This is a genomic window from Rahnella victoriana (genome assembly GCF_021276285.1).
Lineage (GTDB): Bacteria > Pseudomonadota > Gammaproteobacteria > Enterobacterales > Enterobacteriaceae > Rahnella > Rahnella victoriana.
In genome coordinates this window covers 2,385,655-2,408,855 of record NZ_CP089919.1, presented here as the reverse complement: position 1 = coordinate 2,408,855, position 23,201 = coordinate 2,385,655, and the positions used below count along the sequence as shown (strand labels likewise).

Annotated in this window: 33 protein-coding genes and 4 tRNA genes; 23 read left to right on the top strand and 14 right to left on the bottom strand. The window is 52.3% G+C overall.

Translation table 11 applies throughout. The features are described from left to right. Positions 1 to 110: 110 nt before the first annotated feature. The 21 genes from J9880_RS11180 (at position 111) to J9880_RS11080 (ending at position 12,251) form a co-directional block, all read left to right on the top strand. Positions 111 to 314 (top strand): tail protein X, encoded by a 204-nt coding sequence (locus tag J9880_RS11180; RefSeq protein ID WP_095923468.1) that lies wholly within the window; start codon positions 111 to 113, stop codon positions 312 to 314. Then, entirely contained in the window at positions 305 to 526 is a 222-nt protein-coding gene (locus tag J9880_RS11175) for an HP1 family phage holin (RefSeq protein ID WP_095923470.1), read from the top strand. Before J9880_RS11180 ends, J9880_RS11175 begins: the two co-directional genes overlap by 10 nt. Further along, positions 507 to 1,016 carry a lysozyme gene (locus tag J9880_RS11170; protein ID WP_232769330.1) on the top strand — a complete coding sequence of 170 codons (510 nt, stop codon included), beginning with the start codon at positions 507 to 509 and terminating at the stop codon, positions 1,014 to 1,016. The genes J9880_RS11175 and J9880_RS11170 overlap by 20 nt, the downstream gene beginning before the upstream one ends. Further along, entirely contained in the window at positions 1,017 to 1,442 is a 426-nt protein-coding gene (locus J9880_RS11165; RefSeq protein WP_232769329.1) for a transcriptional regulator, read from the top strand. Beyond that, positions 1,327 to 1,575, top strand: a complete 249-nt coding sequence (lysC, locus tag J9880_RS11160) for an Rz1-like lysis system protein LysC (protein ID WP_229921257.1) — start codon at positions 1,327 to 1,329, stop codon at positions 1,573 to 1,575. The genes J9880_RS11165 and lysC overlap by 116 nt, the downstream gene beginning before the upstream one ends. Beyond that, positions 1,538 to 2,002: a phage tail protein gene (locus J9880_RS11155; RefSeq protein ID WP_232769328.1), complete on the top strand. Its 465-nt coding sequence runs from the start codon at positions 1,538 to 1,540 to the stop codon at positions 2,000 to 2,002. The genes lysC and J9880_RS11155 overlap by 38 nt, the downstream gene beginning before the upstream one ends. An 81-nt stretch (positions 2,003 to 2,083) precedes the next feature. Then, entirely contained in the window at positions 2,084 to 2,725 is a 642-nt protein-coding gene (locus J9880_RS11150) for a phage baseplate assembly protein V (protein ID WP_095923477.1), read from the top strand. Beyond that, a complete protein-coding gene (locus J9880_RS11145; RefSeq protein ID WP_095923479.1) occupies positions 2,722 to 3,072 on the top strand; it encodes a GPW/gp25 family protein in 351 nt (116 codons plus the stop codon). The genes J9880_RS11150 and J9880_RS11145 overlap by 4 nt, the downstream gene beginning before the upstream one ends. A 4-nt stretch (positions 3,073 to 3,076) precedes the next feature. Then, the gene (locus tag J9880_RS11140) at positions 3,077 to 3,985 is read left to right on the top strand and encodes a baseplate assembly protein (RefSeq protein ID WP_195818090.1); all 909 of its coding nucleotides are present in this window, start codon (positions 3,077 to 3,079) and stop codon (positions 3,983 to 3,985) included. Continuing rightward, positions 3,978 to 4,505 carry a phage tail protein I gene (locus J9880_RS11135; RefSeq protein WP_232769327.1) on the top strand — a complete coding sequence of 176 codons (528 nt, stop codon included), beginning with the start codon at positions 3,978 to 3,980 and terminating at the stop codon, positions 4,503 to 4,505. The genes J9880_RS11140 and J9880_RS11135 overlap by 8 nt, the downstream gene beginning before the upstream one ends. 11 nt (positions 4,506 to 4,516) lie before the next feature. Beyond that, a complete protein-coding gene (locus J9880_RS11130; RefSeq protein WP_232769326.1) occupies positions 4,517 to 5,551 on the top strand; it encodes a phage tail protein in 1,035 nt (344 codons plus the stop codon). Positions 5,552 to 5,605: 54 nt separating this feature from the next. Further along, positions 5,606 to 5,983 (top strand): hypothetical protein, encoded by a 378-nt coding sequence (locus tag J9880_RS11125; protein ID WP_232769325.1) that lies wholly within the window; start codon positions 5,606 to 5,608, stop codon positions 5,981 to 5,983. A gap of 3 nt (positions 5,984 to 5,986) precedes the next feature. Beyond that, complete coding sequence (locus J9880_RS11120; RefSeq protein ID WP_195818088.1) at positions 5,987 to 6,505, top strand: tail fiber assembly protein; 519 nt, start codon at positions 5,987 to 5,989, stop codon at positions 6,503 to 6,505. A 141-nt stretch (positions 6,506 to 6,646) separates the two neighbouring features. Further along, positions 6,647 to 7,816 carry a phage tail sheath protein gene (locus tag J9880_RS11115; protein ID WP_232769324.1) on the top strand — a complete coding sequence of 390 codons (1,170 nt, stop codon included), beginning with the start codon at positions 6,647 to 6,649 and terminating at the stop codon, positions 7,814 to 7,816. 14 nt (positions 7,817 to 7,830) lie between these two features. Beyond that, positions 7,831 to 8,340 carry a phage major tail tube protein gene (locus tag J9880_RS11110; RefSeq protein WP_095923493.1) on the top strand — a complete coding sequence of 170 codons (510 nt, stop codon included), beginning with the start codon at positions 7,831 to 7,833 and terminating at the stop codon, positions 8,338 to 8,340. 62 nt (positions 8,341 to 8,402) lie between these two features. Continuing rightward, positions 8,403 to 8,687, top strand: coding sequence for a phage tail assembly protein (locus J9880_RS11105; protein WP_232769323.1), 285 nt, complete (start codon positions 8,403 to 8,405; stop codon positions 8,685 to 8,687). A gap of 32 nt (positions 8,688 to 8,719) precedes the next feature. After that, entirely contained in the window at positions 8,720 to 8,842 is a 123-nt protein-coding gene (locus J9880_RS11100) for a GpE family phage tail protein (protein WP_015689400.1), read from the top strand. Next, positions 8,835 to 10,457 (top strand): phage tail tape measure protein, encoded by a 1,623-nt coding sequence (locus tag J9880_RS11095; RefSeq protein ID WP_232769322.1) that lies wholly within the window; start codon positions 8,835 to 8,837, stop codon positions 10,455 to 10,457. The genes J9880_RS11100 and J9880_RS11095 overlap by 8 nt, the downstream gene beginning before the upstream one ends. After that, on the top strand, positions 10,454 to 10,924 hold the full coding sequence (locus J9880_RS11090) for a phage tail protein (protein ID WP_095923497.1): 471 nt from the start codon (positions 10,454 to 10,456) through the stop codon (positions 10,922 to 10,924). The genes J9880_RS11095 and J9880_RS11090 overlap by 4 nt, the downstream gene beginning before the upstream one ends. Before the next feature lie 2 nt (positions 10,925 to 10,926). Continuing rightward, entirely contained in the window at positions 10,927 to 12,000 is a 1,074-nt protein-coding gene (locus tag J9880_RS11085; RefSeq protein WP_232769321.1) for a contractile injection system protein, VgrG/Pvc8 family, read from the top strand. A gap of 71 nt (positions 12,001 to 12,071) precedes the next feature. After that, on the top strand, positions 12,072 to 12,251 hold the full coding sequence (locus J9880_RS11080; RefSeq protein ID WP_015695930.1) for an ogr/Delta-like zinc finger family protein: 180 nt from the start codon (positions 12,072 to 12,074) through the stop codon (positions 12,249 to 12,251). Between the two features lie 91 nt (positions 12,252 to 12,342). Here the strand turns inward: J9880_RS11080 and rplS are convergent, their stop codons facing one another. The 5 genes from rplS to ffh all read right to left on the bottom strand — a co-directional run bounded on the left by rplS (position 12,343) and on the right by ffh (position 15,944). After that, the gene (gene rplS, locus J9880_RS11075) at positions 12,343 to 12,690 is read right to left on the bottom strand and encodes a 50S ribosomal protein L19 (RefSeq protein WP_013574038.1); all 348 of its coding nucleotides are present in this window, start codon (positions 12,688 to 12,690) and stop codon (positions 12,343 to 12,345) included. Positions 12,691 to 12,738: 48 nt separating this feature from the next. Further along, a complete protein-coding gene (trmD, locus tag J9880_RS11070) occupies positions 12,739 to 13,512 on the bottom strand; it encodes a tRNA (guanosine(37)-N1)-methyltransferase TrmD (RefSeq protein ID WP_015689396.1) in 774 nt (257 codons plus the stop codon). Between the two features lie 76 nt (positions 13,513 to 13,588). Further along, positions 13,589 to 14,137: a ribosome maturation factor RimM gene (gene rimM, locus J9880_RS11065; protein WP_013574036.1), complete on the bottom strand. Its 549-nt coding sequence runs from the start codon at positions 14,135 to 14,137 to the stop codon at positions 13,589 to 13,591. An 18-nt stretch (positions 14,138 to 14,155) separates the two neighbouring features. Continuing rightward, positions 14,156 to 14,404: a 30S ribosomal protein S16 gene (gene rpsP / locus J9880_RS11060; protein WP_015689395.1), complete on the bottom strand. Its 249-nt coding sequence runs from the start codon at positions 14,402 to 14,404 to the stop codon at positions 14,156 to 14,158. A 178-nt stretch (positions 14,405 to 14,582) separates the two neighbouring features. Then, a complete protein-coding gene (ffh, locus tag J9880_RS11055) occupies positions 14,583 to 15,944 on the bottom strand; it encodes a signal recognition particle protein (protein ID WP_095923500.1) in 1,362 nt (453 codons plus the stop codon). Between the two features lie 164 nt (positions 15,945 to 16,108). Between ffh and J9880_RS11050 the strand changes: the two genes are divergently transcribed. Both J9880_RS11050 and J9880_RS11045 read left to right on the top strand, forming a co-directional pair. Beyond that, a complete protein-coding gene (locus tag J9880_RS11050) occupies positions 16,109 to 16,900 on the top strand; it encodes a cytochrome C assembly family protein (protein ID WP_095923501.1) in 792 nt (263 codons plus the stop codon). A gap of 16 nt (positions 16,901 to 16,916) precedes the next feature. Continuing rightward, positions 16,917 to 18,206 (top strand): HlyC/CorC family transporter, encoded by a 1,290-nt coding sequence (locus J9880_RS11045; RefSeq protein WP_095923502.1) that lies wholly within the window; start codon positions 16,917 to 16,919, stop codon positions 18,204 to 18,206. A gap of 72 nt (positions 18,207 to 18,278) precedes the next feature. Here J9880_RS11045 and luxS read toward each other — a convergent pair whose 3' ends face one another. The 9 genes from luxS to csrA form a co-directional block, all read right to left on the bottom strand. Further along, complete coding sequence (luxS, locus tag J9880_RS11040; protein ID WP_232769320.1) at positions 18,279 to 18,794, bottom strand: S-ribosylhomocysteine lyase; 516 nt, start codon at positions 18,792 to 18,794, stop codon at positions 18,279 to 18,281. Between the two features lie 157 nt (positions 18,795 to 18,951). Continuing rightward, positions 18,952 to 20,523 (bottom strand): glutamate--cysteine ligase, encoded by a 1,572-nt coding sequence (gshA, locus tag J9880_RS11035; protein ID WP_119823239.1) that lies wholly within the window; start codon positions 20,521 to 20,523, stop codon positions 18,952 to 18,954. Positions 20,524 to 20,608: 85 nt separating this feature from the next. Continuing rightward, positions 20,609 to 21,037, bottom strand: coding sequence for a YqaA family protein (locus J9880_RS11030; protein ID WP_232769319.1), 429 nt, complete (start codon positions 21,035 to 21,037; stop codon positions 20,609 to 20,611). After that, complete coding sequence (yqaB, locus tag J9880_RS11025; RefSeq protein WP_095923505.1) at positions 21,034 to 21,600, bottom strand: fructose-1-phosphate/6-phosphogluconate phosphatase; 567 nt, start codon at positions 21,598 to 21,600, stop codon at positions 21,034 to 21,036. Before yqaB ends, J9880_RS11030 begins: the two co-directional genes overlap by 4 nt. A 357-nt stretch (positions 21,601 to 21,957) precedes the next feature. Then, a tRNA-Arg gene (locus J9880_RS11020) sits at positions 21,958 to 22,034 on the bottom strand. Between the two features lie 44 nt (positions 22,035 to 22,078). Continuing rightward, positions 22,079 to 22,155 (bottom strand) — tRNA-Arg (locus J9880_RS11015). Between the two features lie 110 nt (positions 22,156 to 22,265). Continuing rightward, positions 22,266 to 22,342, bottom strand: a tRNA-Arg gene (locus tag J9880_RS11010). A gap of 8 nt (positions 22,343 to 22,350) precedes the next feature. Continuing rightward, positions 22,351 to 22,443 (bottom strand) — tRNA-Ser (locus J9880_RS11005). 325 nt (positions 22,444 to 22,768) lie between these two features. Continuing rightward, complete coding sequence (csrA, locus tag J9880_RS11000; protein ID WP_013574027.1) at positions 22,769 to 22,954, bottom strand: carbon storage regulator CsrA; 186 nt, start codon at positions 22,952 to 22,954, stop codon at positions 22,769 to 22,771. Positions 22,955 to 23,201: the final 247 nt, after the last annotated feature.

Genomic DNA, 23,201 nt, shown 5'->3' with positions numbered 1-23,201 from the left:
ACTGCTTGTTGTGCCAGTCGTTTCACATCCCTCTCAGATTGCCGCTTCGCGTCCCCTTCCGCAGACTGATCTCACCTCCTGACGATCTCATCCACATGCGGAGAAAACCCATGAAAGTCTATGCAGAACAGGGTGATACCCTTGATTCATTGTGCTGGCGTTATTACAACCGCACAGCCGTTGTTGTCGAAAAGGTCTATGCCGCCAATAAAGGCATTGCTGATTTAGGACCACTGTTACCGCACGGTACGGCGGTCGAGATGCCTGACATTGCAGAACAACCGGTTCAGGAAACCCTCAAATTATGGGACTGAATACCGAACGCATCAGCTCAGCCTGCGCTTATTTCATTGCCACGTCGCTGACCTGGCTGGCAGGCCTGACCTCGCAGGATGTGGCCTTTCTGGTCGGTTCCGCCGTCGGGATCGGCACCTTCCTGATCAACTGGTATTACCGGCGCAAAAGCTATCAGTTGCTGTCACGCAGCGGCCTGAGCAAAGAGACCTATGAAAACCTCAACTCTTAAACGTTGCAGCGCCGCCGTGGTTCTCGGGCTGATGGCCGCCCTGTCCGGCTATCTCTCCCTGCAGGTCTCTGAAGAGGGGTTAAAACTGATCACCGATTTTGAAGGCTGCCAGCTGCAACCCTATCAGTGCAGCGCCGGAGTATGGACCAGCGGCATTGGCCATACCGCAGGAGTGAAACCCGCGCAGGCCATTACCGAACATCAGGCGGCGGAAAACCTGCTGCTGGATATTCAGCAAACAGAACGCCGCATCAAAAAATGTATGCCGGTCAACATGCCGCAACCGGTTTTCGATGCCGTGGTGTCCTTCGCCTTTAACGTCGGCACCGGTGCTGCCTGTCAGTCCACCCTGGCGTTTTTCATTAACCGGCAGCAATGGCGCAACGCCTGCGAACAACTGTCGCGCTGGGTTTTCGTCAACGGCGAACGCAACCGCGGGCTGGAACGCAGACGAAACGCCGAACGCAGCGTCTGCCTGAGAGGAGCCTGAATGCGCCTGTTACCGGCAGCGATGACGGCAATGGCCCTGCTGATTGCCGTCCTGTTGCTCTCCAACCGCTCGTTACAGCACGACCTTAACAGCGCCCGTCAGCAACAAGACGCCCTGCACAATCAGCTGCAACAACGGCAGCGGCTGATCGCCGAACTGAACCAGCAAATGCGTCTGCGTGAAGAGGCTGAACGGGTATTACGCGAAGATCTGAACAGTGCCCGCCAGGTGATGCAATCGCGGGAACAGCAAAGAGAGAGGAGCCTTCACCATGATCCGCAAACCCGTCTGTGGGCTGACAGCCAGCTGCCTGCTGATATTAGCAGGCTGCACGAGCGACCGGCCTTCGGCTCCGCCAGCGATTATTTACGTTGGTTGTCCGGCAGTCAGCTCCTGCCCGGTACCGGCCAGTCATCCGGCCACTAACGAAGCGTTGAGTGCCGACATTCTGCAACTGGAGTCGGCGCTGCTGAACTGCGGTTTACAGATTGAAACCATCAAAAAGTGTCAGGAGGCACAACATGCAAAAACCGATGCAATTGCAACAACGGCTGATTGAACAGGTACCGCTGCTGGCGGCCTCACCCGGGCAACTGGTGATCGCCACAGGCGCGGGTCATGTGGTGGCGACATCCGCCGCTTCGCTTTCTTTTGAATATCGCTACCCGCTGACCCTGACCGTCAGCGGCGACACGACAGTCAGCGAAGCTCTGGTCGATCAGATGGTGGTCGTCATCCTCGACTGGCTGCAGGTCAATCAGCCGGAAATCCTGGGAAATGCCAGCCACCGTCTGAGTGATTTCACCTTCACCCAGCAGGAGAAAAACCTGGTGCTGACCCTGCAGCTTACCGAGCGCGTTCAGGTGTCTGATCAGGAAAACATACGCACCATCACCCACCTGCCTGAACCGCCTTTACCCGCCAATGTGGCGCTTCCCCGTGAGGTCTACCTCAATGGGGTATTGATCAGCAGCTGGACGGTATAACCCGCTGACGTTTGTTGTGCCATCCGCTGGCGAACGGCCACCGGTTGTCGCCTAACCCTGTGAAACGGCATCCTTTATCCCATGAATACGACACTTCAACTTAACGACATGATGCGGCTGGTCAACAACCTGGTGCGCATCGGCAAAGTCTCAGAACTGGATCTGGCCAATGCGCGCTGTCGCGTCAGTACCGGCGACAATGTGACCGCGTGGCTGCCGTGGATAACCCACCGTGCTGGCCGTACGCGCAGCTGGTGGGCCCCGTCTGTCGGTGAACAGGTTTTGCTGCTCTCAATGGGCGGCGAACTGAATACGGCATTCGTTTTACCGGCCGTATTTTCCGATGCCTCACCTGCGCCTTCTGCTTCGGCGGATGCCATTCATCTGGCCTTCCCGGACGGCGCCATTTTTGAATACGAACCGAAGACCAGCGCGCTGAAGGTCACCGGCATTAAAACCGCGGTGATAAACGCCTCACAAAAAGTGGACGTGACGGCGCCTGAAGTCCGCTGCACGGCCAGCACCCGCATCACGCTGGATACGCCGGAAGTGGTGTGTACCAGCAAGCTCACCACCGGTTCCCTTGAAGTCAAACAGGGCGGCACGCTGACCGGGAATATCACCCACAGCGGCGGCAGCCTGATCTCTAACGGCATCATTGTGCATCTCCATCGTCACAGCGGTGTGCAATCTGGTAACGGTCAGACCGGAGGCCCGCAATGAGCAATGCAAAGTACGCAGGTATGGACAGAAACAGCGGGATGGCCATCGAAGATCTCGACCATATCCGCCAGTCCGTCAGCGACATTCTGAACACGCCGGTCGGCTCCAGAGTGATGCGCCGCGATTACGGTTCATTACTGTCTGAGCTGATCGACCAGCCGCAGAACGGAGCGCTGCGGCTGCAGATGATGGCCGTCTGCTACACCGCCCTGTTGCAGTGGGAGCCACGCGTCTCACTGACAGCAATCACTTTCAGCACGGATTACACCGGCAAGATGGTGGTTGAACTGACCGGAAACCGTAGCGATACGGCGACGGATTTTTCCCTGAATATTCCTGTGAGCTGACACTATGGCAACGATCGATTTGAGCCAGTTACCGGCCCCCGATGTGGTCGAAGAACTGGATTATGAAAGTCTGTTTGAAGAGCGTAAGACGACGCTGATTTCCCTCTATCCCGCCGACCAGCGGGAAGCCATCAGCCGCACACTGACGTTTGAATCCGAACCCCTGGTCAAACTGTTACAGGAGAATGCCTACCGCGAACTGATCCTGCGCCAGCGGGTGAACGAAGCGGCGCGCGCGGTGATGGTTGCCTATGCCACGGGCAGCGATCTGGATCAGCTGGCGGCGAATTTCAATGTTGAGCGTCTGGTATTGCATGCGGCGGACAGCACCACCATCCCGCCAACGGCGGCCGTTCTGGAGTCTGATACGGATCTGCGCATGCGCATTCCGCAGGCGTTCGAAGGCTTGAGCGTCGCTGGTCCGACTGGCGCGTATGAATATCATGCGCGTTCCGCTGACGGGCGGCTCGCCGATGTCTCGGTGACCAGCCCTTCACCGGCGAATGTTCTGGTGACGTTGCTTTCTCACGATAACGACGGGATTGCCAGCGCCGACCTTATCGCCAACATTCTGGCCGCGCTGAATGACGAAGAAGTCCGTCCTGTGGCTGACCGCGTGGTCGTGCAATCCGCCAGCATTGTCCCCTATGAAATCGACGCGGCGCTGTTCCTTTACCCGGGACCGGAGTCCGAGCCTATCCAGCAGGCGGCAGAAGCGCAGCTGCAAACCTACATTTCCGATCAGCATCGTCTGGGGCGCGACATTCGTCTCTCCGCGATTTACGCCGCGTTACATGTCGAAGGCGTTCAGCGTGTGGAACTGACGAAGCCCGCCGCCGATCTGGTGTTAGATAAAACGCAGGCATCGCTGTGCACGCGTTATTCCATCGTCATCGGAGGTTCTGATGAGTGACCGGCTGCTGCCTTCAGGCTCGACAGATCTGGAAGTCGCTGCCGCGCAATCCTGTGCGTTACTTGAGCGCGTCCCGGTTCCGCTGCGCACGTTATGGAATCCCCTTACCTGCCCGGCCGTTTTTCTGCCCTATCTGGCCTGGGCATTTTCGGTCGACAGCTGGGACAGCGAATGGCCCGTTGCGACGAAAAGAAACGTGATTCAAACCGCCTGGTTCATCCATCAGCATAAAGGCACCATCAGCGCGATCCGTCGTGTGGTTGAGCCGCTGGGTTACGTCATCAACGTGAACGAGTGGTGGGAAACCGGCGATGTGCCCGGCACGTTCCGTCTGGACATCGGCGTGCTGGAGACGGGAATTGACGAGGCGATGTACAACGAAATGGAGCGTTTAATCAACGATGCCAAACCCGCCAGCCGGCACCTGACCGGGCTGACGATTACCCAGACTATTCCCGGAAGAGTCTTCCTTGGTGCAGCGGCTTATGACGCCGACACCCTCACTATTTATCCTGGCTGATAAGGAACACCATGAGCACATTCAAATCTGTCGTCACTGACCTGGGACAGGCGCGCATCGCCGCCGCCATCCAGAGCGGTCAGGACATTAACATCACTCAGATGGCCGTCGGTGATGGCGGTGGCAGCGCCACAGTCCCGGTTTCCACCCAGACCACACTGGTGAAAGAAACCTATCGCATCAAACTGAACTCCCTGAAAACAGACAGCAAACACGCGAACTGGATCATTGCCGAGGCGATCATTCCTGCCAGCGTCGGCGGTTTCTGGATGCGTGAAATGGGGCTTTACGCCGCCGACGGCACGCTGATTGCCGTCAGCAATATGGCCGATACTTATAAACCGACGCTCGAGGAAGGCTCCGGCCGCACCCAGACATTGCGGATGGTGATCGTCGTCACCAACACCGATGCCGTCAGCCTGACCATTGATGATTCCCTGATTGTCGCCACCGAAGAGTACGTCAACGACCTGCTGGCCGATCACGAAGCCTCACGCCGTCACCCGGACGGTACGCTAACCGCCAAAGGTTTTGTGCAACTGAGCAACGCCGTTGACAGCACCAGTGAAGTTCTGGCGGCGACGCCGAAAGCGGTGAAGGTAGCAAATGATTTGGCAAAATCAGCCAATGATAATGCCAACGGACGCCTGCCTTCTGCCGGCACAGCCGTTGCGGCAACCCGGCTGGCGACAGCACGCAAAATTGCGGGTGTGCCGTTTGATGGAACGGCGGATATCAGCATCCCTCCTGCAAATATTGGCGCACTACCAGTAGGCGGTACGGCTGTTGCAGCGTTGAAATTAGCAACTCCGAGGAAAATATCTGGAGTACTTTTCGACGGTACAACAGATATAAACCTCACTCCGGGAAACATTGGGGCTATTCCTCTTGCAGGAAGCAACGATATTAAAGGTGTATTGAGGAACTCGGCGGAATTTCAATCCACTTACGCCAATAGTTATCGAATTGTTCAGGGAAATTATGGATCATTTTGGCGGCAGGATGGCTCTTCGCTGTATCTCATGTTGACTAATGCCGGAAATTAGTATGGAAGTTACAATGATCTGCGCCCAATTCGGATCAATGTTGCTACGGGAGATGTGAGTTTTGGCACAGGTATTTCCGTATATTCTGATGGTGTTTTTAGTTGCGCCGGAACTATCACTCCGGGAAACTATTCAAATTTTGATAACCGTTATTATACCAAGACACAATCAGATTCCGCATACATGGCAAAAAACAACGCTTATTCCAAAGTCGAAACGGACAGTCGATATATATATGACGTCCAAAGAGGTAGTCAGGCACTTGAAAATGGTGCTCATACTACACAAGTTGTTTGGGAGGCCCCGGCCGGTTGTTTTATGACTGGCTTGAATATTCGTTCAGATTTGGGTGATTGCCGTGCAATGGGTAAGTATTATCGAGCCCTGATGGTAAGAACAGCGAGTGGCCAATGGCGTCAGGTGGGGAACTAAAACATGATCATATTCAAAAACATCAAAATAACAAAACAAGCTTTTGAAGAAGGATTAACATTACCAATTATATATTTTGAAGATCAAGGCGGGAACGACTGGTACGAATTGAGGGATCGTGAATGGAAAGGTAAAAACCATTTCATAACATTAGGTAAAGATAAAGTCGTGAGGACATGGGCTAAAGACCCTAATTTCCTCACCCTTTCAGAGGGTGTTACAATTATAGAAATAAATAAGGAAAGAATTCCAAAAGATATAATAGATCATCGGTATATGTTTGTTAATGGTGAATTCTCAAGCCTTGAACCTTCTGTAAATGAATTAGCAGAAAAAGAAAGAAATTTACTATTAGCATCTTCATTGACAATTCTTGCTCCTCTTCAAGATGCATGGGATCTAGGAGTTTCTACAGAAGAAGAAAAGACTCTACTCAAAGCCTGGAAAACTTACCGTGTCGCCTTAAACCGGTTAGATTTGTCCACGGCGCCTGACATTACCTGGCCCGACATTCCGGCCTGATCAAAAGCTCCTTCGGGAGCTTTTTTATTATTCTCTTTCCCCCCGCTGTTGTGCCAACGCCCCCACGCCCCTGATCGAATGCGCTTACTGCTGTGAACCGGCATCCTTGCTTCACCACCCACAACAGAGAGAGTCACCCTGATGGCTGATTATCATCACGGCGTACGTGTCGTTGAAATCAACGATGGCACCCGCGTTATTTCTACCGTTTCTACCGCTATTGTCGGCATGGTTTGTACTGCAGAAGATGCAGATGCGGCCACGTTCCCCCTTAACACACCGGTTCTGATCACCGATGTTCTCGCGGCCAGCGGCAAAGCGGGCACCAGCGGGACTTTACGTGCCGCGCTGCTGGCGATTGCTGATCAGTGCAAACCCGTCACCGTCGTGGTACGTGTTGCCACCGGCGAAGATGAAGATGCGACCACCAGCAATATTATTGGCGGTTTGGATGCCAATGGCCGCTACACCGGCATGAAAGCGCTGCTGTCTGCACAGGCGGAGCTGGGCGTTAAGCCACGCATTCTGGGCGTTCCGGGGCTGGATAATCTGGCAGTCGCTACCGCGCTGGCTGGCGTTTGTCAGCAGTTGCGCGCTTTCGGTTATGTCGGCGTGTATGGCGCAAAAACCATTTCCGATGCGATCGCCTACCGCGAAAACTTCAGCCAGCGCGAACTGATGCTGATCTGGCCGGACTTTGTGAACTGGAATACCGCCACCAGCCAGTCTGATATCGCTTATGCCACCGCCCGTGCGCTGGGCCTGCGCGCCAAAATCGACCAGGAAACCGGCTGGCATAAAACACTGTCGAACGTCGGCGTTAACGGCGTCACCGGCCTTTCTGCCAGCGTTTTCTGGGATCTGCAGGCCACCGGCACCGATGCCGATTTGCTGAATGAAGCCTGCGTGACCACGCTGGTGCGCAAAGACGGTTTCCGTTTCTGGGGTAACCGTACCTGCAGCGATGACACGTTATTCCTGTTTGAGAACTACACCCGTACTGCGCAGGTTCTGGCTGACACCATGGCCGAAGCCCACATGTGGGCCGTCGATAAACCAATGACGCCGTCCCTGGTGCGCGACATGATCGACGGCATCAAAGCCAAAATGCGTGAAATGAAATCAGCGGGTTACATCATTGATGGCGACTGCTGGTACGACGAAAACGCTAACACGGCGGAAACCCTGAAAGCCGGTAAGTTGTATATCGATTATGACTATACCCCGGTTCCTCCACTGGAAGATCTGACCCTGCGCCAGCGTATCACCGACTCCTATCTGGTGAACTTTGCCGCGTCCATTAACAGCTAAGGAGACGAGAACTCATGGCACTTCCTAAGAAATTAAAATACCTGAACCTGTTCAATGACGGGAACAGCTACCTCGGTCTGGTCTCTTCCCTGACTCTGCCAAAACTGACCCGCAAGCTGGAAAACTATCGCGGCGGTGGTATGAGCGGTTCCGTCGCCGTGGATTTCGGTCTGGATGACGACGCGCTGACCCTTGAATGGTCCATCGGCGGCCTGGATGAGCTGGTGTTGCAGCAATGGGGCAGCACATCGGATATTCCGCTGCGCTTTGCCGGTTCCCTGCAACGTGACGACACCGGTGATGTCTCTGCGGTAGAAGTCATGATGCGCGGCCGTCATAAAGAGTTTGATTTCGGTGAGTACAAACAGGGCGAAGACACAGAAACCAAAGTCACCACCCAATGTACCTATTTCAAACTCACCATCGATGGCAAAGAGCTGATTGAGATCGACACCGTCAATATGGTCGAAGTGGTCAACGGCGTTGACCGTCTGGCTGAGCATCGCACTGCGCTCGGCCTGTAATTCCCTTCCCTGAGCCGGCAGTGTTTCTGCCGGCTTCATTTCAGATTTAAGCAGGAAAACACATGAGCCAGACTGAAAACAACAACACCGTGATCCTGGATGTGCCGTTAAAACGCGGCGATACGAGCATCGCGGAAATCCTGGTCACCAAACCGACCGCAGGCAGCCTGCGGGGTATCGGTCTTGCCGCGCTGGCAAACGCCGATGTCGATGCACTGATCACCATTTTGCCTCGTATCACCACGCCGAACCTGACCAAAGAAGAGTGCTCACGTCTGGAACTGCCTGACCTGATTGCGCTGGCAGGCAAGGTGATCGGTTTTTTATCGCAGAAACCGGAGGCGTAAACATTGCGCCCCGCCTCACTGTCGATGATCTGATGGCAGATATCGCGGTGATCTTTCACTGGCCGCCGTCCGAGATGGACGGCATGTCACTTACCGATCTGTTGAACTGGCGTCATAAGGCACTGCAACGCAGCGGAGTAAAAACAGATGAGTAATCTCGAACAGTTACCCACCACGCTTGAGAAAATGAACCAACAGCTGGGGCCGCTACGTAAGGCGACGGCCAATATCTGGCAACAATTTACGACAGTACCCAAAAAGAATGTTTTCACCGGGATGTCGGAAGACATGACTGACGCCTCGTTACGGCTGCGCGGGTCTCTTTTTACCCCGGCTGAAAAACAGGCTTATGACGAGATGACAGAAACAATCAGGACGTCCTATTCGGAAAGCATTCAGCCATCGCGCCCGCAGGTTCTGGAACAAAAAGGACGGGAAGCAGGACAACGATACCAGCAGCGTAGAGAGAAAATTGACCGGCTGAAAAATACCAGCTCTTCACTTGTCGCCTTCGCACAACCGAAATTAGAGCTGGCGAAAAACTTCCTCAAACCGGCGTCTGATCTCGAAGCCGGGCTTTCTGAAGTTCAGGCGACGCTCAGGCTGAAAAATGATGATCCACAGCTGGCCGCATTGCGTCAGCAAAGCCTGTCGATGGCCGCGTCAGGCCATTCTCCCGCCGACGTTGTCGCCAGACAGCAGGCATTGGCCAATACAGGAATGGATGCCGGTCAGGTGCTGACCCAGACATCTGCGGCACTGAACGGCGCGACACCCGCTGCGCAAATGGCCGTTACCGTCAAAGGCGATAATCTGGATGGCGACATCAGCAAACTGTTTGCGACCTGGGACACCCTGCGCATCAATCTGTTTGCCGGGCAAAGTTCCGCCCTGCGCGAACTCACGCAAACCGCAACAAGCTGGCTGGGTACGCTGAATACCTGGATCGCCGATAATCCGCTGCTGGTGAATACACTGCTCGGCCTGGCATTAGGCATCACCGGCATTATCGGCGGGCTGGGCTCTCTCGGCACAGTCATAGTGCCGGTGCTCAGCGGGATCAATATGCTGATGGCTGGCGCCGGTTTGCTGGGCACGCTGTTCACCGGCACCGGCGGCATGATTGCCGCGGCGTTTACCGCCATCGGGCTACCGCTTCTGCCGGTCATCGCATTGATTGCCGGGATCGGAGTGGCAGTGGTCAAACTTTGGGAGCCGATCAGTGCCTTTGTCGGGGGCGTGATCGAAGGATTTACGTCGGTGATGGGGCCGGTCAGTGAGGCGTTTGCCCCGTTCAGCACGGCGCTGGGCTGGATCACCGACTTATTTGAACCGATTAAATTCAGTCAGGATCAACTGAGCGGTTTCAGCAATATAGGCAAAGAGGTCGGGGAAGCGATCGCAGAGGTTTTTGTCACGCTCAATAAAGCTGTCTCGCAAATCGGAGAACTCTTTATCTGGGCGAAAAAAGGATGGGACTCCATTTTTAGCAATGACAGTTCTGATGCAGGCGCGGATATGACGACACCGCCGGTTGACAGCATTTCCCCCACCGGCGGAGCACTGAACCTGTATCAGCCGGCCAAAACCAGCGTGGCCAATAATCTGACAGATAACCGGGCAACGACGGTCAACGTCAGCTTTACAGCCACACCCGACACCGATAAGCAGCAGATCCAATCATTGGTCAACGATGTCTTCAATGAACGTGAATGGAATGCCACCAATAATTCCTACAACCGGTTTGCTAACGGAGGGATCTACTCATGATGATGTCGCTGGGTTTATTCGTTTTTAAATTAAATACCCTTCCCTATCAGACGCTTGCCCGACAGACAAATTACAGCTGGGGTGATAACCCCCGCTTCGGACAACGCCCTGTTTCGCAATTTCTCGGGCTGGGAAAAGAAACCATCACATTGTCAGGACAGTTGCTTCCCGAAGTCACCGGGGGAGTCAGCTATCTTCAGACACTTCAGGGGATGGCGGATTCCGGACGGGCATGGCCGCTGATTGAAGGCAACGGAACAATCTACGGCATGTATATTATTGAAAGTATGAACAATACCAACACGGAACTTAACTCCATCGGTCAGGCACGCAGTATCAGTTTTGGCCTGGTGTTAAGGCGTGTCGATGAATCTCAGGCGGCGATGTTCGGCGATTTACTCACCCAGGCCGAAGGTTTATATAACAAGGCCAGTTCTGCAATCAGCAACTTCGTTGCGGGAGTCTGACTATGCTGACCGATTTGCAAATACCTGCCGGGGCAAGGATTGCGCCGGTATTTACACTGGCGATTAAAAATAAGGTCCTCGAGGAAAATATCTCCGACCGCATTATTAAATTGTCGGTAACAGATAAAAGCGGTTTTGAGGCGGACATGCTAAGCCTGACATTCGACGACAGTGATGGTCTGTTGCAGATGCCTGTCAGGGGGGCCATCTTGCACCTGCATCTCGGGTGGTCAAAACAAGCTTTATACGATTGCGGCTATTTTACGGTCGATACAGTGGTCTACTCCGGCTCCCCCGATAAAATTGACGTGACCGCCCGCAGTGCAGATTTTCGTGGCTCTTTTGCTACCAGGCGCAGCCAGTCCTATGACGATTACACACTGGGTGCAATTGTGCGGATTATTTCTGGGCGGAATGCCTTATCGTTGCCGGTGATCCCGCAGGAACTCGACAGCATTAAGATACCGCATATCGATCAGACGACTGAAACAGATGCCTATTTCCTGAGTCGTCTGGCGCAAAATTACGGCGCTCAGGTCACGGTGAAAAATGGGTCAATCTTATTTTTTAAAGCGGGAACAGGTCGCACCGCGTCGGGCCAGGCGCTTCCCTGGAAGACCCTGATCCGCAGTGACGGAGATAACTATACCTATAAGCTGACAGATACCTGGGCCTATAGCGGCGTGAAGGCCCAATGGCACGATGTTAAAACGGCGACGAGCAGTAATATTGCGCTTAACCGCACCGCTGATAAGAGTTATACCGCCGGAACGGCAGAAAATATCCTGCAGCTCGCCAAAATCTTTCCTGACGAGGACACGGCAAAACGGGCTGCAGACTCTGTGTTTAGTCAGATACAAACTGATTCGTCCTCCTTCAGCATCAAACTTGCCCTGGGACGCGCCGATCTCAGTGCGCAATCGCCGGTAAACGTCCAGGGTTTTAAAGATGAGATCGACAGTCAACGCTGGGTGATTGAGTCCGCAGTGCATAATGTTAATGAGAAAGGCTTTACTACCACGTTGAATCTGAAGATTTACATTGCAGATATCACTTACGAATCCTCAATAACATAATTTAAACTTGCTTTTGCGAGTTATGGGTTTCATAATCACCTTATCGCTTACTTGTCATGCCGGAGGTTTTTATGATGCATTGTCCGCTTTGTGGAAAGGTTGCCCATACACGTTCAAGCCGTTATCTGAGTGAATCCACGAAAGAACGCTATCACCAGTGTCAGAACATCGAGTGCAGCTGTACTTTCGCAACACATGAATCTGTCGCCCGGGTTATCTCAAAACCGGGTGGCCAGCCTGCTGCTGCGTAGTCAATATGGGGTCATTGATGCAAAAAAAGGGGTTAGCCGATGGCTAACCCCTTGTTCTATATTAACTAGTAGATGTCGCGTTAGCGATACCTTAGTTAAGACGCTCTTTGATACGAGCAGACTTACCAGTACGCTCACGCAGGTAGTACAGTTTAGCTTTACGAACGGCACCACGACGTTTAACAGTAATGCTATCGATTACTGGGGAGTGAGTCTGGAATACACGCTCAACACCTTCGCCGTTAGAAATTTTGCGAACAGTGAATGCAGAGTGCAGACCGCGGTTACGAATAGCGATAACCACGCCCTCGAATGCCTGCAGACGCTTTTTAGAACCTTCAACGACCCATACCTTAATTTCCAGGGAATCACCTGGACGGAATGCAGGTACGTCTTGCTTCATCTGCTCTTGTTCGATTTGTTTAATGATATTGCTCATAATATGTCTCTTACCCTAGGTAAACTGATATATCGGGACGGCCTCGCGTTACGCTTTGGCGTTCCCTTCATAGTTTTGTTGACTGAGCCGATGTTCCTTTTGGAACTCTCTCAGCAACACCTCTTGCTCGTCAGTCAGAGCTAGGTTTTCCAGAAGTTCAGGTCTTCTAAGCCAGGTTCGACCCAGCGACTGTTTCAGGCGCCAGCGACGTATATCAGCGTGGTTTCCCGACAGTAAAACTGACGGTACCTCCATGCCTTCCAACACTTCAGGGCGGGTATAATGGGGACAATCCAACAATCCGTCAGCAAAAGAATCTTCCTCTGCTGAAGCCTGACGACCCAAAACGCCCGGTATAAAGCGGGAGACTGAATCAATCAGAGTCATTGCCGGCAACTCTCCACCGCTAAGAACATAATCGCCAATTGACCATTCTTCATCAATTTCGGTTTTGATTATGCGCTCATCGATCCCTTCATAACGGCCACAAACCAGAATAATTTTCTGATGCGCCGCCAGCTCGCAAACACCGGTTTGATCCAGTTTGCGACCCTGAGGTGAAAGATAAATCACTTTCACACCTTCGCCTGCCGCTGCTTTTGCTGCATGAATCGCTTCCCGTAAAGGTTGCACCATCATCAGCATTCCGGGACCCCCGCCGTAAGGGCGTTCGTCCACGGTACGATGTCGATCGTATGCGAAGTCACGAGGACTCCAGCAATTTACGCTCAACAGGCCATTCTTAACTGCCCGGCCAGTTACCCCGTAATCCGTGATTGCGCGGAACATTTCAGGAAACAGGCTAATTATACCGATCCACATAGCCTACCCCTTCCAAATGTTTGACCGCTCAACCAGACCTTGTTTACATGTTTTACATGAATAAACACTACGGAGGTCAAAAACCAGGATCCCAATCTACTTCAACAGTGCGAGTAGCGAGATCGACTTTCTTGATAACCTGCCCATCGAGGAACGGAATCAACCGCTCCTTGAGTCCGAAGGCATCTTTCAGGTTGGCTTTCACTACCATCACATCGTTAGAACCGGTTTCCATCATATCGATGATTTTGCCCAGTTCGTAACCGGAAGTTGTCACTACCTGGCAACCAAAAAGGTCTTTCCAGTAGTAGTCACCGTCTTCCAGTGGAGGCAGTTGCTTTGAATCGACGACAATTTCGCAATTGGTCAGAAGATTCGCAGCATCCCGATCATCAACGCCTTTGACTTTGATAATCAGATCCTGAGTGTGGCGTTTCCAGCCTTCCAGCTCGACAACTTGCCACTTACCGGCACGCTGGATAAACCAGGGCTGGTAATCGAAGATGCTTTCAGCGTCTTCGGTGGATGAAAACACTCTGAGCCAACCACGAATGCCGTATGTTGAACCCATTTTGCCGAGTACTAACGGCTCAGCGGGTACCACTGGATTGGATTGCTTGCTCATTGCCACCACCGCGACAGATTAAGCTGCTTTCTTAGCGTCTTTGATCAGCGCAGAAACGCGATCAGAAACGGTAGCACCCAGACCAACCCAATGGGCAACACGGTCCAGATCCATACGCAGTGCTTCAGCCTGGCCAGAAGCCAATGGGTTGAAGAAACCTACGCGTTCGATGAAACGACCGTCACGAGCGTTGCGGCTGTCGGTCACTACTACTTGATAAAACGGACGCTTTTTTGCGCCGCCACGTGCTAAACGAATTGTTACCATAACATCCTCTTTAGTTAATAAAACAACCAGACCCCATCGGGGAACGGGGTCTGGTTGCAATATAAAAAGCCCGAAAATTTTACTCATTTTGGCGCAAAAAGCAATCTAAAGCGTAGAAACCTTAGCCACCATTTTGCATGAGCCGCCTATATGGCTGATATATAGGCAGTGACGTCGATTAACGGCCAGGGAAACCCGGTGGCATCATACCTTTCATGCCACGCATCATTTTCGCCATGCCGCCACTCTTCATTTTCTTCATCATGCGCTGCATATCATCGAACTGCTTAAGTAAGCGGTTGACGTCCTGCACCTGCATGCCGGAACCCATCGCGATACGACGCTTACGGGAACCTTTAATAATTTCCGGCTTGGCGCGCTCTTTCAGCGTCATCGAGTTGATGATCGCTTCCATCCGCACCAGCACTTTATCATCCATCTGGGATTTGACGTTATCCGGCAGCTGACCCACACCCGGCAGTTTGCTCATCATACTCGCCATGCCGCCCATATTACGCATTTGCTTGAGCTGCTCGAGGAAGTCGGTCAGGTCAAAGCCGTCGCCTTTCTTGAGTTTGCTCGCCAGCTTTTCAGCCTGTGCGCGGTCAACTTTGCTCTCAATATCTTCGATAAGCGAGAGAACGTCGCCCATGCCCAGAATACGGGAGGCAATACGATCCGGATGGAAGGGCTCCAGCGCATCGGTTTTTTCACCCATACCCAGGAATTTAATCGGTTTGCCGGTGATATGACGAATCGACAGCGCAGCACCGCCACGGGCATCACCGTCGACTTTAGTCAGGATCACGCCGGTCAGCGGCAGCGCTTCATTAAACGCTTTCGCGGTATTTGCGGCATCCTGACCCGTCATGGCATCGACAACAAACAGGGTTTCGACCGGATTAATCGCGGCATGAACCTGTTTGATTTCGTCCATCATTGCTTCGTCGACGTGTAAACGGCCGGCGGTATCGACAATCAGAACGTCGTAGAATTTCAGTTTGGCTTGCTGAAGTGCGCGGCTGACGATATCCACCGGTTTTTCCTGCGCATCGGACGCAAAGAAATCCACTTCAACTTGCTGCGCCAGGGTTTCCAGCTGTTTGATCGCCGCAGGGCGATAAACGTCGGCGGACACCACCAGCACTTTTTTCTTTTTCTTTTCTTTCAGGAACTTCGCCAGTTTACCGACGCTGGTCGTTTTACCGGCACCTTGTAAACCTGCCATCAGAACCACAGCCGGAGGCTGCGCCGCTAAGTTAAGCTCGGTGTTAGCCTCGCCCATCGCGGTTTCCAGCTCTTTCTGGACAATTTTGACGAATTCCTGACCCGGGGTGAGGCTTTTATTGACCTCAACGCCAACAGCGCTTTCTTTCACCCGGTTGATGAAGTCACGCACGACCGGCAGCGCAACGTCCGCTTCCAGTAACGCCATACGCACTTCACGTAATGTCTCTTTGATATTTTCTTCGGTCAGCCGCCCGCGGCCGCTGATATTGCGCAGTGTGCGCGACAATCGATCGCTTAAATTCTCAAACATCGTCTCTTGCTCAACGTAATGACAGGCCGCTTTTGCGACGTAATTGCGGGATTATAACACGAAGCGCGGACGATCTCTGCTTTGGCATCTCAGATAGGTTGGAGCGTGACGCGGGTAACGTTATACTGCGGTTCTCATTCACTTTTCGATGCTACCGAAACGCTATGTCAGTTTTTGCTCTCGTCGCCATGTTGGCCTATCTGCTCAGCCTTGCACTGATAATTCCGAGCATCATCCGGAAGAACAGCGCATACCGGCGTTTAGCACTGATTTCCGTGGTGGTGGCCCTGATCTGCCACGCCGTAGCATTGCAACAACGTATTTTCGATGTCAGCACCGGCCAGAACCTCAGTCTGGTGAACATTGGATCGGTCGTCAGTTTAATCATTGGCACGGTGATGACCATCGTCGCCTCGCGCAATCGTGGCTGGTTTGTCCTGCCGATTGTTTACAGTTTCTCGCTGATTAATCTGGCGTTCGTGACCTTTCTTCCGGGCGAGTTCATCACTCATCTTGAAGAAAGCAAAGGCCTGCTGGTTCACATTGGTCTGGCATTATTCTCGTATGCCACACTGATGATCGCCGCACTTTACGCGCTGCAACTGGCGTGGCTCGATTATCAGCTGAAGAATAAGCGCCTGACGTTTACGGCTGACATGCCGCCGCTGATGAGCATCGAGCGCAAACTTTTTCACATCACCCAGATTGGTGTCATTTTACTGACGCTGACGCTGTGCACCGGATTACTGTATCTGAACAACCTGTTCAGCCCGGAGAATATCGACAAGGCCGTTTTATCGATACTGGCATGGTTCGTTTATATCGTCCTGTTATGGGGCCATTATCACGAAGGCTGGCGTGGCCGCCGCGTGGTATGGTTCAGCATGGCGGGCGCCATCCTCCTGACTCTTGCCTATTTTGGCAGTCGCCTGATCCAGCAAATCATGGTTCATTAATTAAAAGGAATACCCGTTGGAGCACGTCTCAACAACAACCCTGATCATCACATTGATCATCATGGTGGTGGTTTCGGCTTATTTTTCAGCCTCCGAAACCGGTATGATGACACTCAACCGTTACCGGTTACGTCACCTGGCCAAACAGGGTAACCGCGCGGCGCGTCGCGTCGAAAAGCTGTTAAAACGCCCGGATCAACTGATCAGTCTGGTGCTTATCGGCAACAACCTGGTCAACATTCTTGCTTCCGCTCTGGCAACGATTGTGGGCATCCGTCTGTATGGCGATGCCGGCGTGGCGATTGCTACCGGTGTGCTGACCTTTGTTGTGCTGCTGTTTGCAGAAGTCCTGCCCAAAACCTTTGCCGCACTGAATCCTGAGCGCATCGCGTTTCCGAGCAGCATTTTGTTGCGTCCGCTGCAAAAAATCATGATGCCATTGGTGTGGATCCTGAACAGTCTCTCGCGTCTGCTGATGAGAATGTTCGGCATCAAGACCACTGCCAGCCTCAGCGATGCCGTCAGCAAAGAAGAACTGCGTACCATCGTGAACGAGTCACGCTCGAATATCTCACGCCGTAATCAGGACATGCTGCTTTCCGTGCTGGATCTGGAAAAAGTGTCAGTTGATGACATCATGGTGCCGCGCAATGAAATCGTCGGCATTGATATCAATGACGACTGGAAGTCGATCATTCGCCAGCTCACCCACTCGCCGCATGGCCGCATTGTGCTTTACCGCGACTCGCTCGATGATGCGATCGGTATGCTGCGCCTGCGTGAAGCTTACCGTTTGATGACCGAGAAAAAAGAGTTCACCAAAGAAAACCTGCTGCGCGCCGCCGACGAGATTTACTACATTCCGGAAGGCACGCCGCTGAATATTCAGCTGGTAAAATTCCAGCGGAATAAAAAGAAAGTGGGCATCGTGGTGGATGAATACGGTGATATTCAGGGGCTGGTAACGGTTGAGGATATCCTTGAAGAAATCGTCGGCGACTTCACGACGTCGATGTCACCGACGCTAGCTGAAGAAGTCACGCCGCAAAGCGACGGGTCCGTGCTGATTGAAGGCAGTGCGAACGTCCGTGAGCTGAACAAAGCGTTTAACTGGCATCTGCCCGCAGAGGAAGCGAGAACCATCAACGGTATGCTGCTGGAAGTGCTGGAGGATATTCCGACCATCGGCACCAGCCTGCGTATTGAAGATTATGAAGTGGAAATTCTCGATGTGCAGGACAACATGATCAAACAGGTGCAGGTTCGCCCCTTGCAACCGTTGCAAAGCAGCGTAAATCAGCGCTGAGCCTCTGAATTTCAGACATAAAAAAGACGCGAATTTCGCGTCTTTTTTGTCTTCAGCACCAACCAAAAACGACTAGATGTGCAGTTCGGACAGTTTCTCTTTTGGCAGAGCCAGATCATCGTTACGGTTTACGACAACATCATGATCGATGATGTGTTGCGCGATTTCCTGTGCTTCTTTCAGGGAATGCATTTCGTAAGTACCGCACTGATATTCATTCAGCTCGGGGATCTGACGCTGTTCTTTCACTTTCAGAACGTCCGCCATCGCGGCTTTCCAGGCATCCGCCACGCGTTGCTCTTCCGGCACACCAATCAGGCTCATGTAGAAACCCGTACGGCAGCCCATCGGAGAAATATCGATGATCTCAACACCGCTGCCATTCAGGTGGTTACGCATGAACCCTGCAAACAGGTGCTCAAGGGTATGAATACCACGTTCAGGCATTACTTCAATGTTCGGGCGGCAGAAGCGCAGATCGAACACGGTAATGGTGTCACCGTGCGGGGTATGCATGGTTTTTGCGACGCGAACAGCAGGTGCTACCATACGGGTATGGTCTACGGTAAAGCTATCCAACAGTGGCATATCGTCACCTCTCCTAAATAAATTAATTTTTTTTACGAACTCAGGAAACCTTTTCCCAGCACGCGGGTCTTAATTAGTGAAAGACGCGCATTTGTTATCATCATCCCTGTAAACAGAGATGTTTATTTGGCCACATTAATTGTGGCCTTTTTCTTTTCTACTCAACGCTACTGCCTGCATTCGCAGCCAGGTATTCTTCAAAGCTTAGCTTATCGCCGGCTTCCAGTGCGCGCTGACGCTGCCAGGAACCGTCCTGCTCAGCCATTAAAGCACTCTCATCCAACACTTCCAGCGGTTCACTCACCAGCATCTGACGGTATTTCTCCGCCAGTTCCAGCCCGAGATTCCCCACGCCTTGCTGTTTAAGATCCCTGAGGATACGGGCCGAATACGTCAGTTCCGGATCATCAAACGCCGCGACCAGCTCTTTGCAAACATCCTGATACTGATTATCGCCGTTTTGTTTATCCATGACCTGCGCAACACGGCTCAGATCGGCAAACAAAGCATTACCGACGCTGGCTAATGGCTGACGTTCATCGTGACAGCCGATACCAATCGTCTGCCCCGGTTTACGACCTTCAAGGATCACCCGGTTCCAGTTTTTGCGCGTACAAAGCAGTTCATCACTGCTCATTTCCGGCGCATCGGCTAATGCACACCATACCAAAAACAGATCCAGGAAACGTGCCTGGGTTGCATCAATGCCCACAGGAGAGAACGGATTGACATCCAGCGAGCGGACTTCAATGTATTCGATCCCGCTGCGCATCAGTGCATCAGAAGGCGTTTCACCCGATTTGGTGACACGTTTAGGACGGATTGGCGCATAAAGTTCGTTCTCAATCTGTAACACATTGGTGTTCAGCTGAAGATATTTCCCGTCCTTTTTCACGCCCATTTCCGCATACTCCGCCGATGGCGTGCGGATAGCCTTTTTCACGCCCTTCACATACGTCGTAAGGTCGTTAAAGGTGATGCCCAGATTGCTCTGTGATTTATTGGTATACCCCAAATCACTCAGACGCAACGAGGTGGCATAAGGCAGATAACACAATCCGCCTTCGGTATATTCGAATGGCAAATCTGTTTCACGCCCTTTCAGGAATGAAGAACAAATCGCAGGCGACGCCCCGAACAGATACGGGATCACCCAGCCGAAACGGTAATAGTTACGGATGAGTTTGAAATAGCCAGCAGAGATGGCCTCTTTGCCGCTTTCAACATCGGTCACACCTAACCGCTCCTGCCAGAAAGTCAGTGGCAAAGAGAAATTATAGTGGATACCGGAAATGACCTGCATCAGCGCGCCGTAGCGGTTCTTCAGACCTTCGCGGTAAAGCGTTTTGAAACGTCCTGCGTTCGACGAACCATATTGTGCCAGTTCGATATCCTGTCCGGATTCGATAAAGCACGGCATGCTGAACGGCCACATACGCTCGTCGCCAAGCTCACGGGCCACGTGACGGTGAATGTCACGCAGAAACGCCATCAGATGCTCAATATTGTCATCGACGGGCGTAATGAATTCTAATAAGGCTTCAGCAAAATCGGTGGTGATCCAGCGATGCGTCAGTGCCGCACCTAAAGATTCCGGGTGTCCGGTTGTCGCTAATGAACCATCGGGATTAACCCGCAATGTTTCACGCTCAATACCGCGACGAATACCTTTTAATGCCTGAGGGTGGGCTTCCAGCCAGGAAAGCGCCTGAGATACATCCGGGATCAAATTGACCTCCCGCTCGGTGAAACCATTAATTTGCAAGCATACTGAGTCTGCATAGATGTGACCATAATTGATAGCTGATGCCAATCTAACTGAACCATGAGAGCCCTTCCAGCGTAACAACCGTCAAAAGGACGTAACGCACGGCCTTTCCGATAAACATGAAAAAGACCACAGACCCCCACGGCATTCGCAGCCAACCTGCTAACACGCACAACACATCGCCTATCACCGGTAACCAGCTCAGCAATAACGCGGCAGGTCCAAAGCGCTTCAGCCAGCCCTGTGCAACGTGTAATCCACGCTGAGGCTTAAGCTGCGGCAGAAAGCGTCCGATGATGACGTTGGTTATGCCACCTAAGGTATTGCCAACAGATGCAGACAAAACCAGTGCCGCTGGCATTGCGCTGCCAGCTGACAATAAAGCCACTAATAAGACTTCTGAATTTCCGGGCAATAATGTGGCGCTTAAAAAACTGCTGCCAAATAAGGAAGCCAGCGCCACGGCGCTACTCACAGCGTACGCACGTCCACAAAATCCATATTGGCGCGTTTCGCTGCCTCAATACCGAAATCTGCATCTTCAAAGACGACGCATTTTTCAGGAGGCACGCCAATCAGCTCAGCGCAACGCAAAAAGGTATCTGGCGCAGGTTTGTGGTTCTGCACGTCATTCGCGCCCACAATGGCGTCAAAGCAATCACGCAGCCCTAAATGCCGTAACAGGGCATCCGCCATCCAGTGCTCACTGCCCGTCCCGACTGCCATCGGCCGGCGGCCATGATAGGCTTTGACGACATCCACCAAAGGCAGAGGCCGGACGGTATCGAGCAGCATTTCCTGCACGGCAGCGGTCTTCTCTGCGGCCAGCAGATGGGGATCCATATCGACATTATTGCTGTCGATAACAAACTTGGCGATGCGCCAGGTCGGAGAACCATTCAGAGCAACCATGGATTCGACATCAAACTGCATGCTGTATTTGGTCAATACCTGATGCCATGCCTTACGGTGCGTAGGTTCGGTATCCAATATGGTGCCATCCATATCAAATATTAGCCCTTCGTATCGATCGTACATCGAAAGCTCCATGATCACGAAAAAACAGGAAAACTACTTTAGCGCAAAGTCTTTCGAAAGTCGCATTTTGTCCACACCTACAGCACATCCGAACACGTAGGAAACATCAGGGAAATGAAAAGGAAGAGGTAAAATCAGGAGGCAAAATGCAGAAAGCAAAAAACCCGCCGAAGCGGGTTTTTCTCATGCTGAACGACAAATACATCTTCAACATACACAAAATAGGGTGCACCCAGGAAGATGACTCGGCGGGGCCTCGCCCTGCGGGCCGTTGCTAAAGCAACGTTATCTTCATTCGTGCTACCTTCATGCCGGAGGACCTTATACGAAAGTCGTCGCTCAAACATGTTCAGAATATGGTGCACCCAGGAAGATTCGAACTTCCGACCGCTCGGTTCGTAGCCGAGTACTCTATCCAGCTGAGCTATGGGTGCATTGGGGTCGTGCTGAGTTTTTCGGGAAATACTAAGAGAAAGAATGGTGCACCCAGGAAGATTCGAACTTCCGACCGCTCGGTTCGTAGCCGAGTACTCTATCCAGCTGAGCTATGGGTGCATTTTGATTCTTACTGCAGATTTACCTGACCATTTTTCCGTACTGCATCCGCTTTCGCTTTTGCCCGTCACGCTCATTTGATTGCAAATCAACATACGTTCAGGAAAGTATGGTGCACCCAGGAAGATTCGAACTTCCGACCGCTCGGTTCGTAGCCGAGTACTCTATCCAGCTGAGCTATGGGTGCATTTTAAATGGCGGTGAGGCGGGGATTCGAACCCCGGATGCAGCTTTTGACCGCATACTCCCTTAGCAGGGGAGCGCCTTCAGCCTCTCGGCCACCTCACCATACGCCTCTTGCGAGTGTGCTGACTAACTTTGTTCAAGCTCATCGGCACTGCGTGGCGCACATATTACTTTCTGGCCCTTATAAGTCAAACCCTTTTTTCCTAACAATCACCCGTTTGGACATTTCACGCGCAACCTGCGCAGTTTGAAGACAAAGACAGGGCGTAAACGCAGAAAAAACGTCTTCATTTTCAGGAATGGCAGATCAGGAACACATCACGGAGGGAAATGAAAAAACGAAAAAAGCAGGAAAACAGGGAAAGGAAAATCAATAACGCGCACAAAAGAGGATCAGCGCCTCGCCATTGACGAGACGCCTCGTAAATCAGTAACTCGTCTGCTGAGACTTTTCAGCCTGGATACGCTGGTAAATCTCTTCACGGTGAACAGAGACCTCTTTTGGCGCATTCACACCAATGCGCACCTGATTACCTTTAACACCTAAAACGGTAACAGTAACCTCATCGCCAATCATGAGGGTTTCACCAACTCGGCGAGTTAGAATAAGCATTCTTTGCTCCTTGAATAATTAAAAGAGTCGGGTCTCTCAGTTTCCCGGCCATTATCGATCATAAGCGGGTAAAACGTAAGCCATGACCCCTACATAAAATGTAAGCAGCCTGCAACTTCAGCCATGAGTACTTTAAGTTTAGCCGATATCATCATTGTCGCGACTTTAATCGCGAAGCCCACCCTGCCATTAAGACTGAAAACGCCATACAGCACAACAGATTATGGCGTTTTCCGGGTGAGCGATT

Bases quoted from the DNA above. Each gene is read 5' to 3' on its own strand.
- J9880_RS11130 (WP_232769326.1), top strand. From the start codon at position 4,517: ATGAGCACATTCAAATCTGTCGTCACTGACCTGGGACAGGCGCGCATC.
- J9880_RS11155 (WP_232769328.1), top strand. From the start codon at position 1,538: ATGCAAAAACCGATGCAATTGCAACAACGGCTGATTGAACAGGTACCG.
- J9880_RS11165 (WP_232769329.1), top strand. From the start codon at position 1,017: ATGCGCCTGTTACCGGCAGCGATGACGGCAATGGCCCTGCTGATTGCC.
- trmD (WP_015689396.1), bottom strand. From the start codon at position 13,512: ATGTGGATCGGTATAATTAGCCTGTTTCCTGAAATGTTCCGCGCAATC.
- J9880_RS11180 (WP_095923468.1), top strand. From the start codon at position 111: ATGAAAGTCTATGCAGAACAGGGTGATACCCTTGATTCATTGTGCTGG.
- rpsP (WP_015689395.1), bottom strand. From the start codon at position 14,404: ATGGTAACAATTCGTTTAGCACGTGGCGGCGCAAAAAAGCGTCCGTTT.
- J9880_RS11150 (WP_095923477.1), top strand. From the start codon at position 2,084: ATGAATACGACACTTCAACTTAACGACATGATGCGGCTGGTCAACAAC.
- J9880_RS11140 (WP_195818090.1), top strand. From the start codon at position 3,077: ATGGCAACGATCGATTTGAGCCAGTTACCGGCCCCCGATGTGGTCGAA.
- J9880_RS11110 (WP_095923493.1), top strand. From the start codon at position 7,831: ATGGCACTTCCTAAGAAATTAAAATACCTGAACCTGTTCAATGACGGG.
- J9880_RS11100 (WP_015689400.1), top strand. From the start codon at position 8,720: ATGGCAGATATCGCGGTGATCTTTCACTGGCCGCCGTCCGAGATGGAC.
- rimM (WP_013574036.1), bottom strand. From the start codon at position 14,137: ATGAGCAAGCAATCCAATCCAGTGGTACCCGCTGAGCCGTTAGTACTC.
- J9880_RS11085 (WP_232769321.1), top strand. From the start codon at position 10,927: ATGCTGACCGATTTGCAAATACCTGCCGGGGCAAGGATTGCGCCGGTA.
- J9880_RS11120 (WP_195818088.1), top strand. From the start codon at position 5,987: ATGATCATATTCAAAAACATCAAAATAACAAAACAAGCTTTTGAAGAA.
- luxS (WP_232769320.1), bottom strand. From the start codon at position 18,794: ATGCCACTGTTGGATAGCTTTACCGTAGACCATACCCGTATGGTAGCA.
- J9880_RS11145 (WP_095923479.1), top strand. From the start codon at position 2,722: ATGAGCAATGCAAAGTACGCAGGTATGGACAGAAACAGCGGGATGGCC.
- J9880_RS11105 (WP_232769323.1), top strand. From the start codon at position 8,403: ATGAGCCAGACTGAAAACAACAACACCGTGATCCTGGATGTGCCGTTA.
- yqaB (WP_095923505.1), bottom strand. From the start codon at position 21,600: ATGTACGATCGATACGAAGGGCTAATATTTGATATGGATGGCACCATA.
- J9880_RS11170 (WP_232769330.1), top strand. From the start codon at position 507: ATGAAAACCTCAACTCTTAAACGTTGCAGCGCCGCCGTGGTTCTCGGG.
- J9880_RS11090 (WP_095923497.1), top strand. From the start codon at position 10,454: ATGATGATGTCGCTGGGTTTATTCGTTTTTAAATTAAATACCCTTCCC.
- J9880_RS11135 (WP_232769327.1), top strand. From the start codon at position 3,978: ATGAGTGACCGGCTGCTGCCTTCAGGCTCGACAGATCTGGAAGTCGCT.
- J9880_RS11080 (WP_015695930.1), top strand. From the start codon at position 12,072: ATGATGCATTGTCCGCTTTGTGGAAAGGTTGCCCATACACGTTCAAGC.
- rplS (WP_013574038.1), bottom strand. From the start codon at position 12,690: ATGAGCAATATCATTAAACAAATCGAACAAGAGCAGATGAAGCAAGAC.
- csrA (WP_013574027.1), bottom strand. From the start codon at position 22,954: ATGCTTATTCTAACTCGCCGAGTTGGTGAAACCCTCATGATTGGCGAT.
- J9880_RS11175 (WP_095923470.1), top strand. From the start codon at position 305: ATGGGACTGAATACCGAACGCATCAGCTCAGCCTGCGCTTATTTCATT.
- J9880_RS11115 (WP_232769324.1), top strand. From the start codon at position 6,647: ATGGCTGATTATCATCACGGCGTACGTGTCGTTGAAATCAACGATGGC.
- J9880_RS11095 (WP_232769322.1), top strand. From the start codon at position 8,835: ATGAGTAATCTCGAACAGTTACCCACCACGCTTGAGAAAATGAACCAA.
- J9880_RS11050 (WP_095923501.1), top strand. From the start codon at position 16,109: ATGTCAGTTTTTGCTCTCGTCGCCATGTTGGCCTATCTGCTCAGCCTT.
- ffh (WP_095923500.1), bottom strand. From the start codon at position 15,944: ATGTTTGAGAATTTAAGCGATCGATTGTCGCGCACACTGCGCAATATC.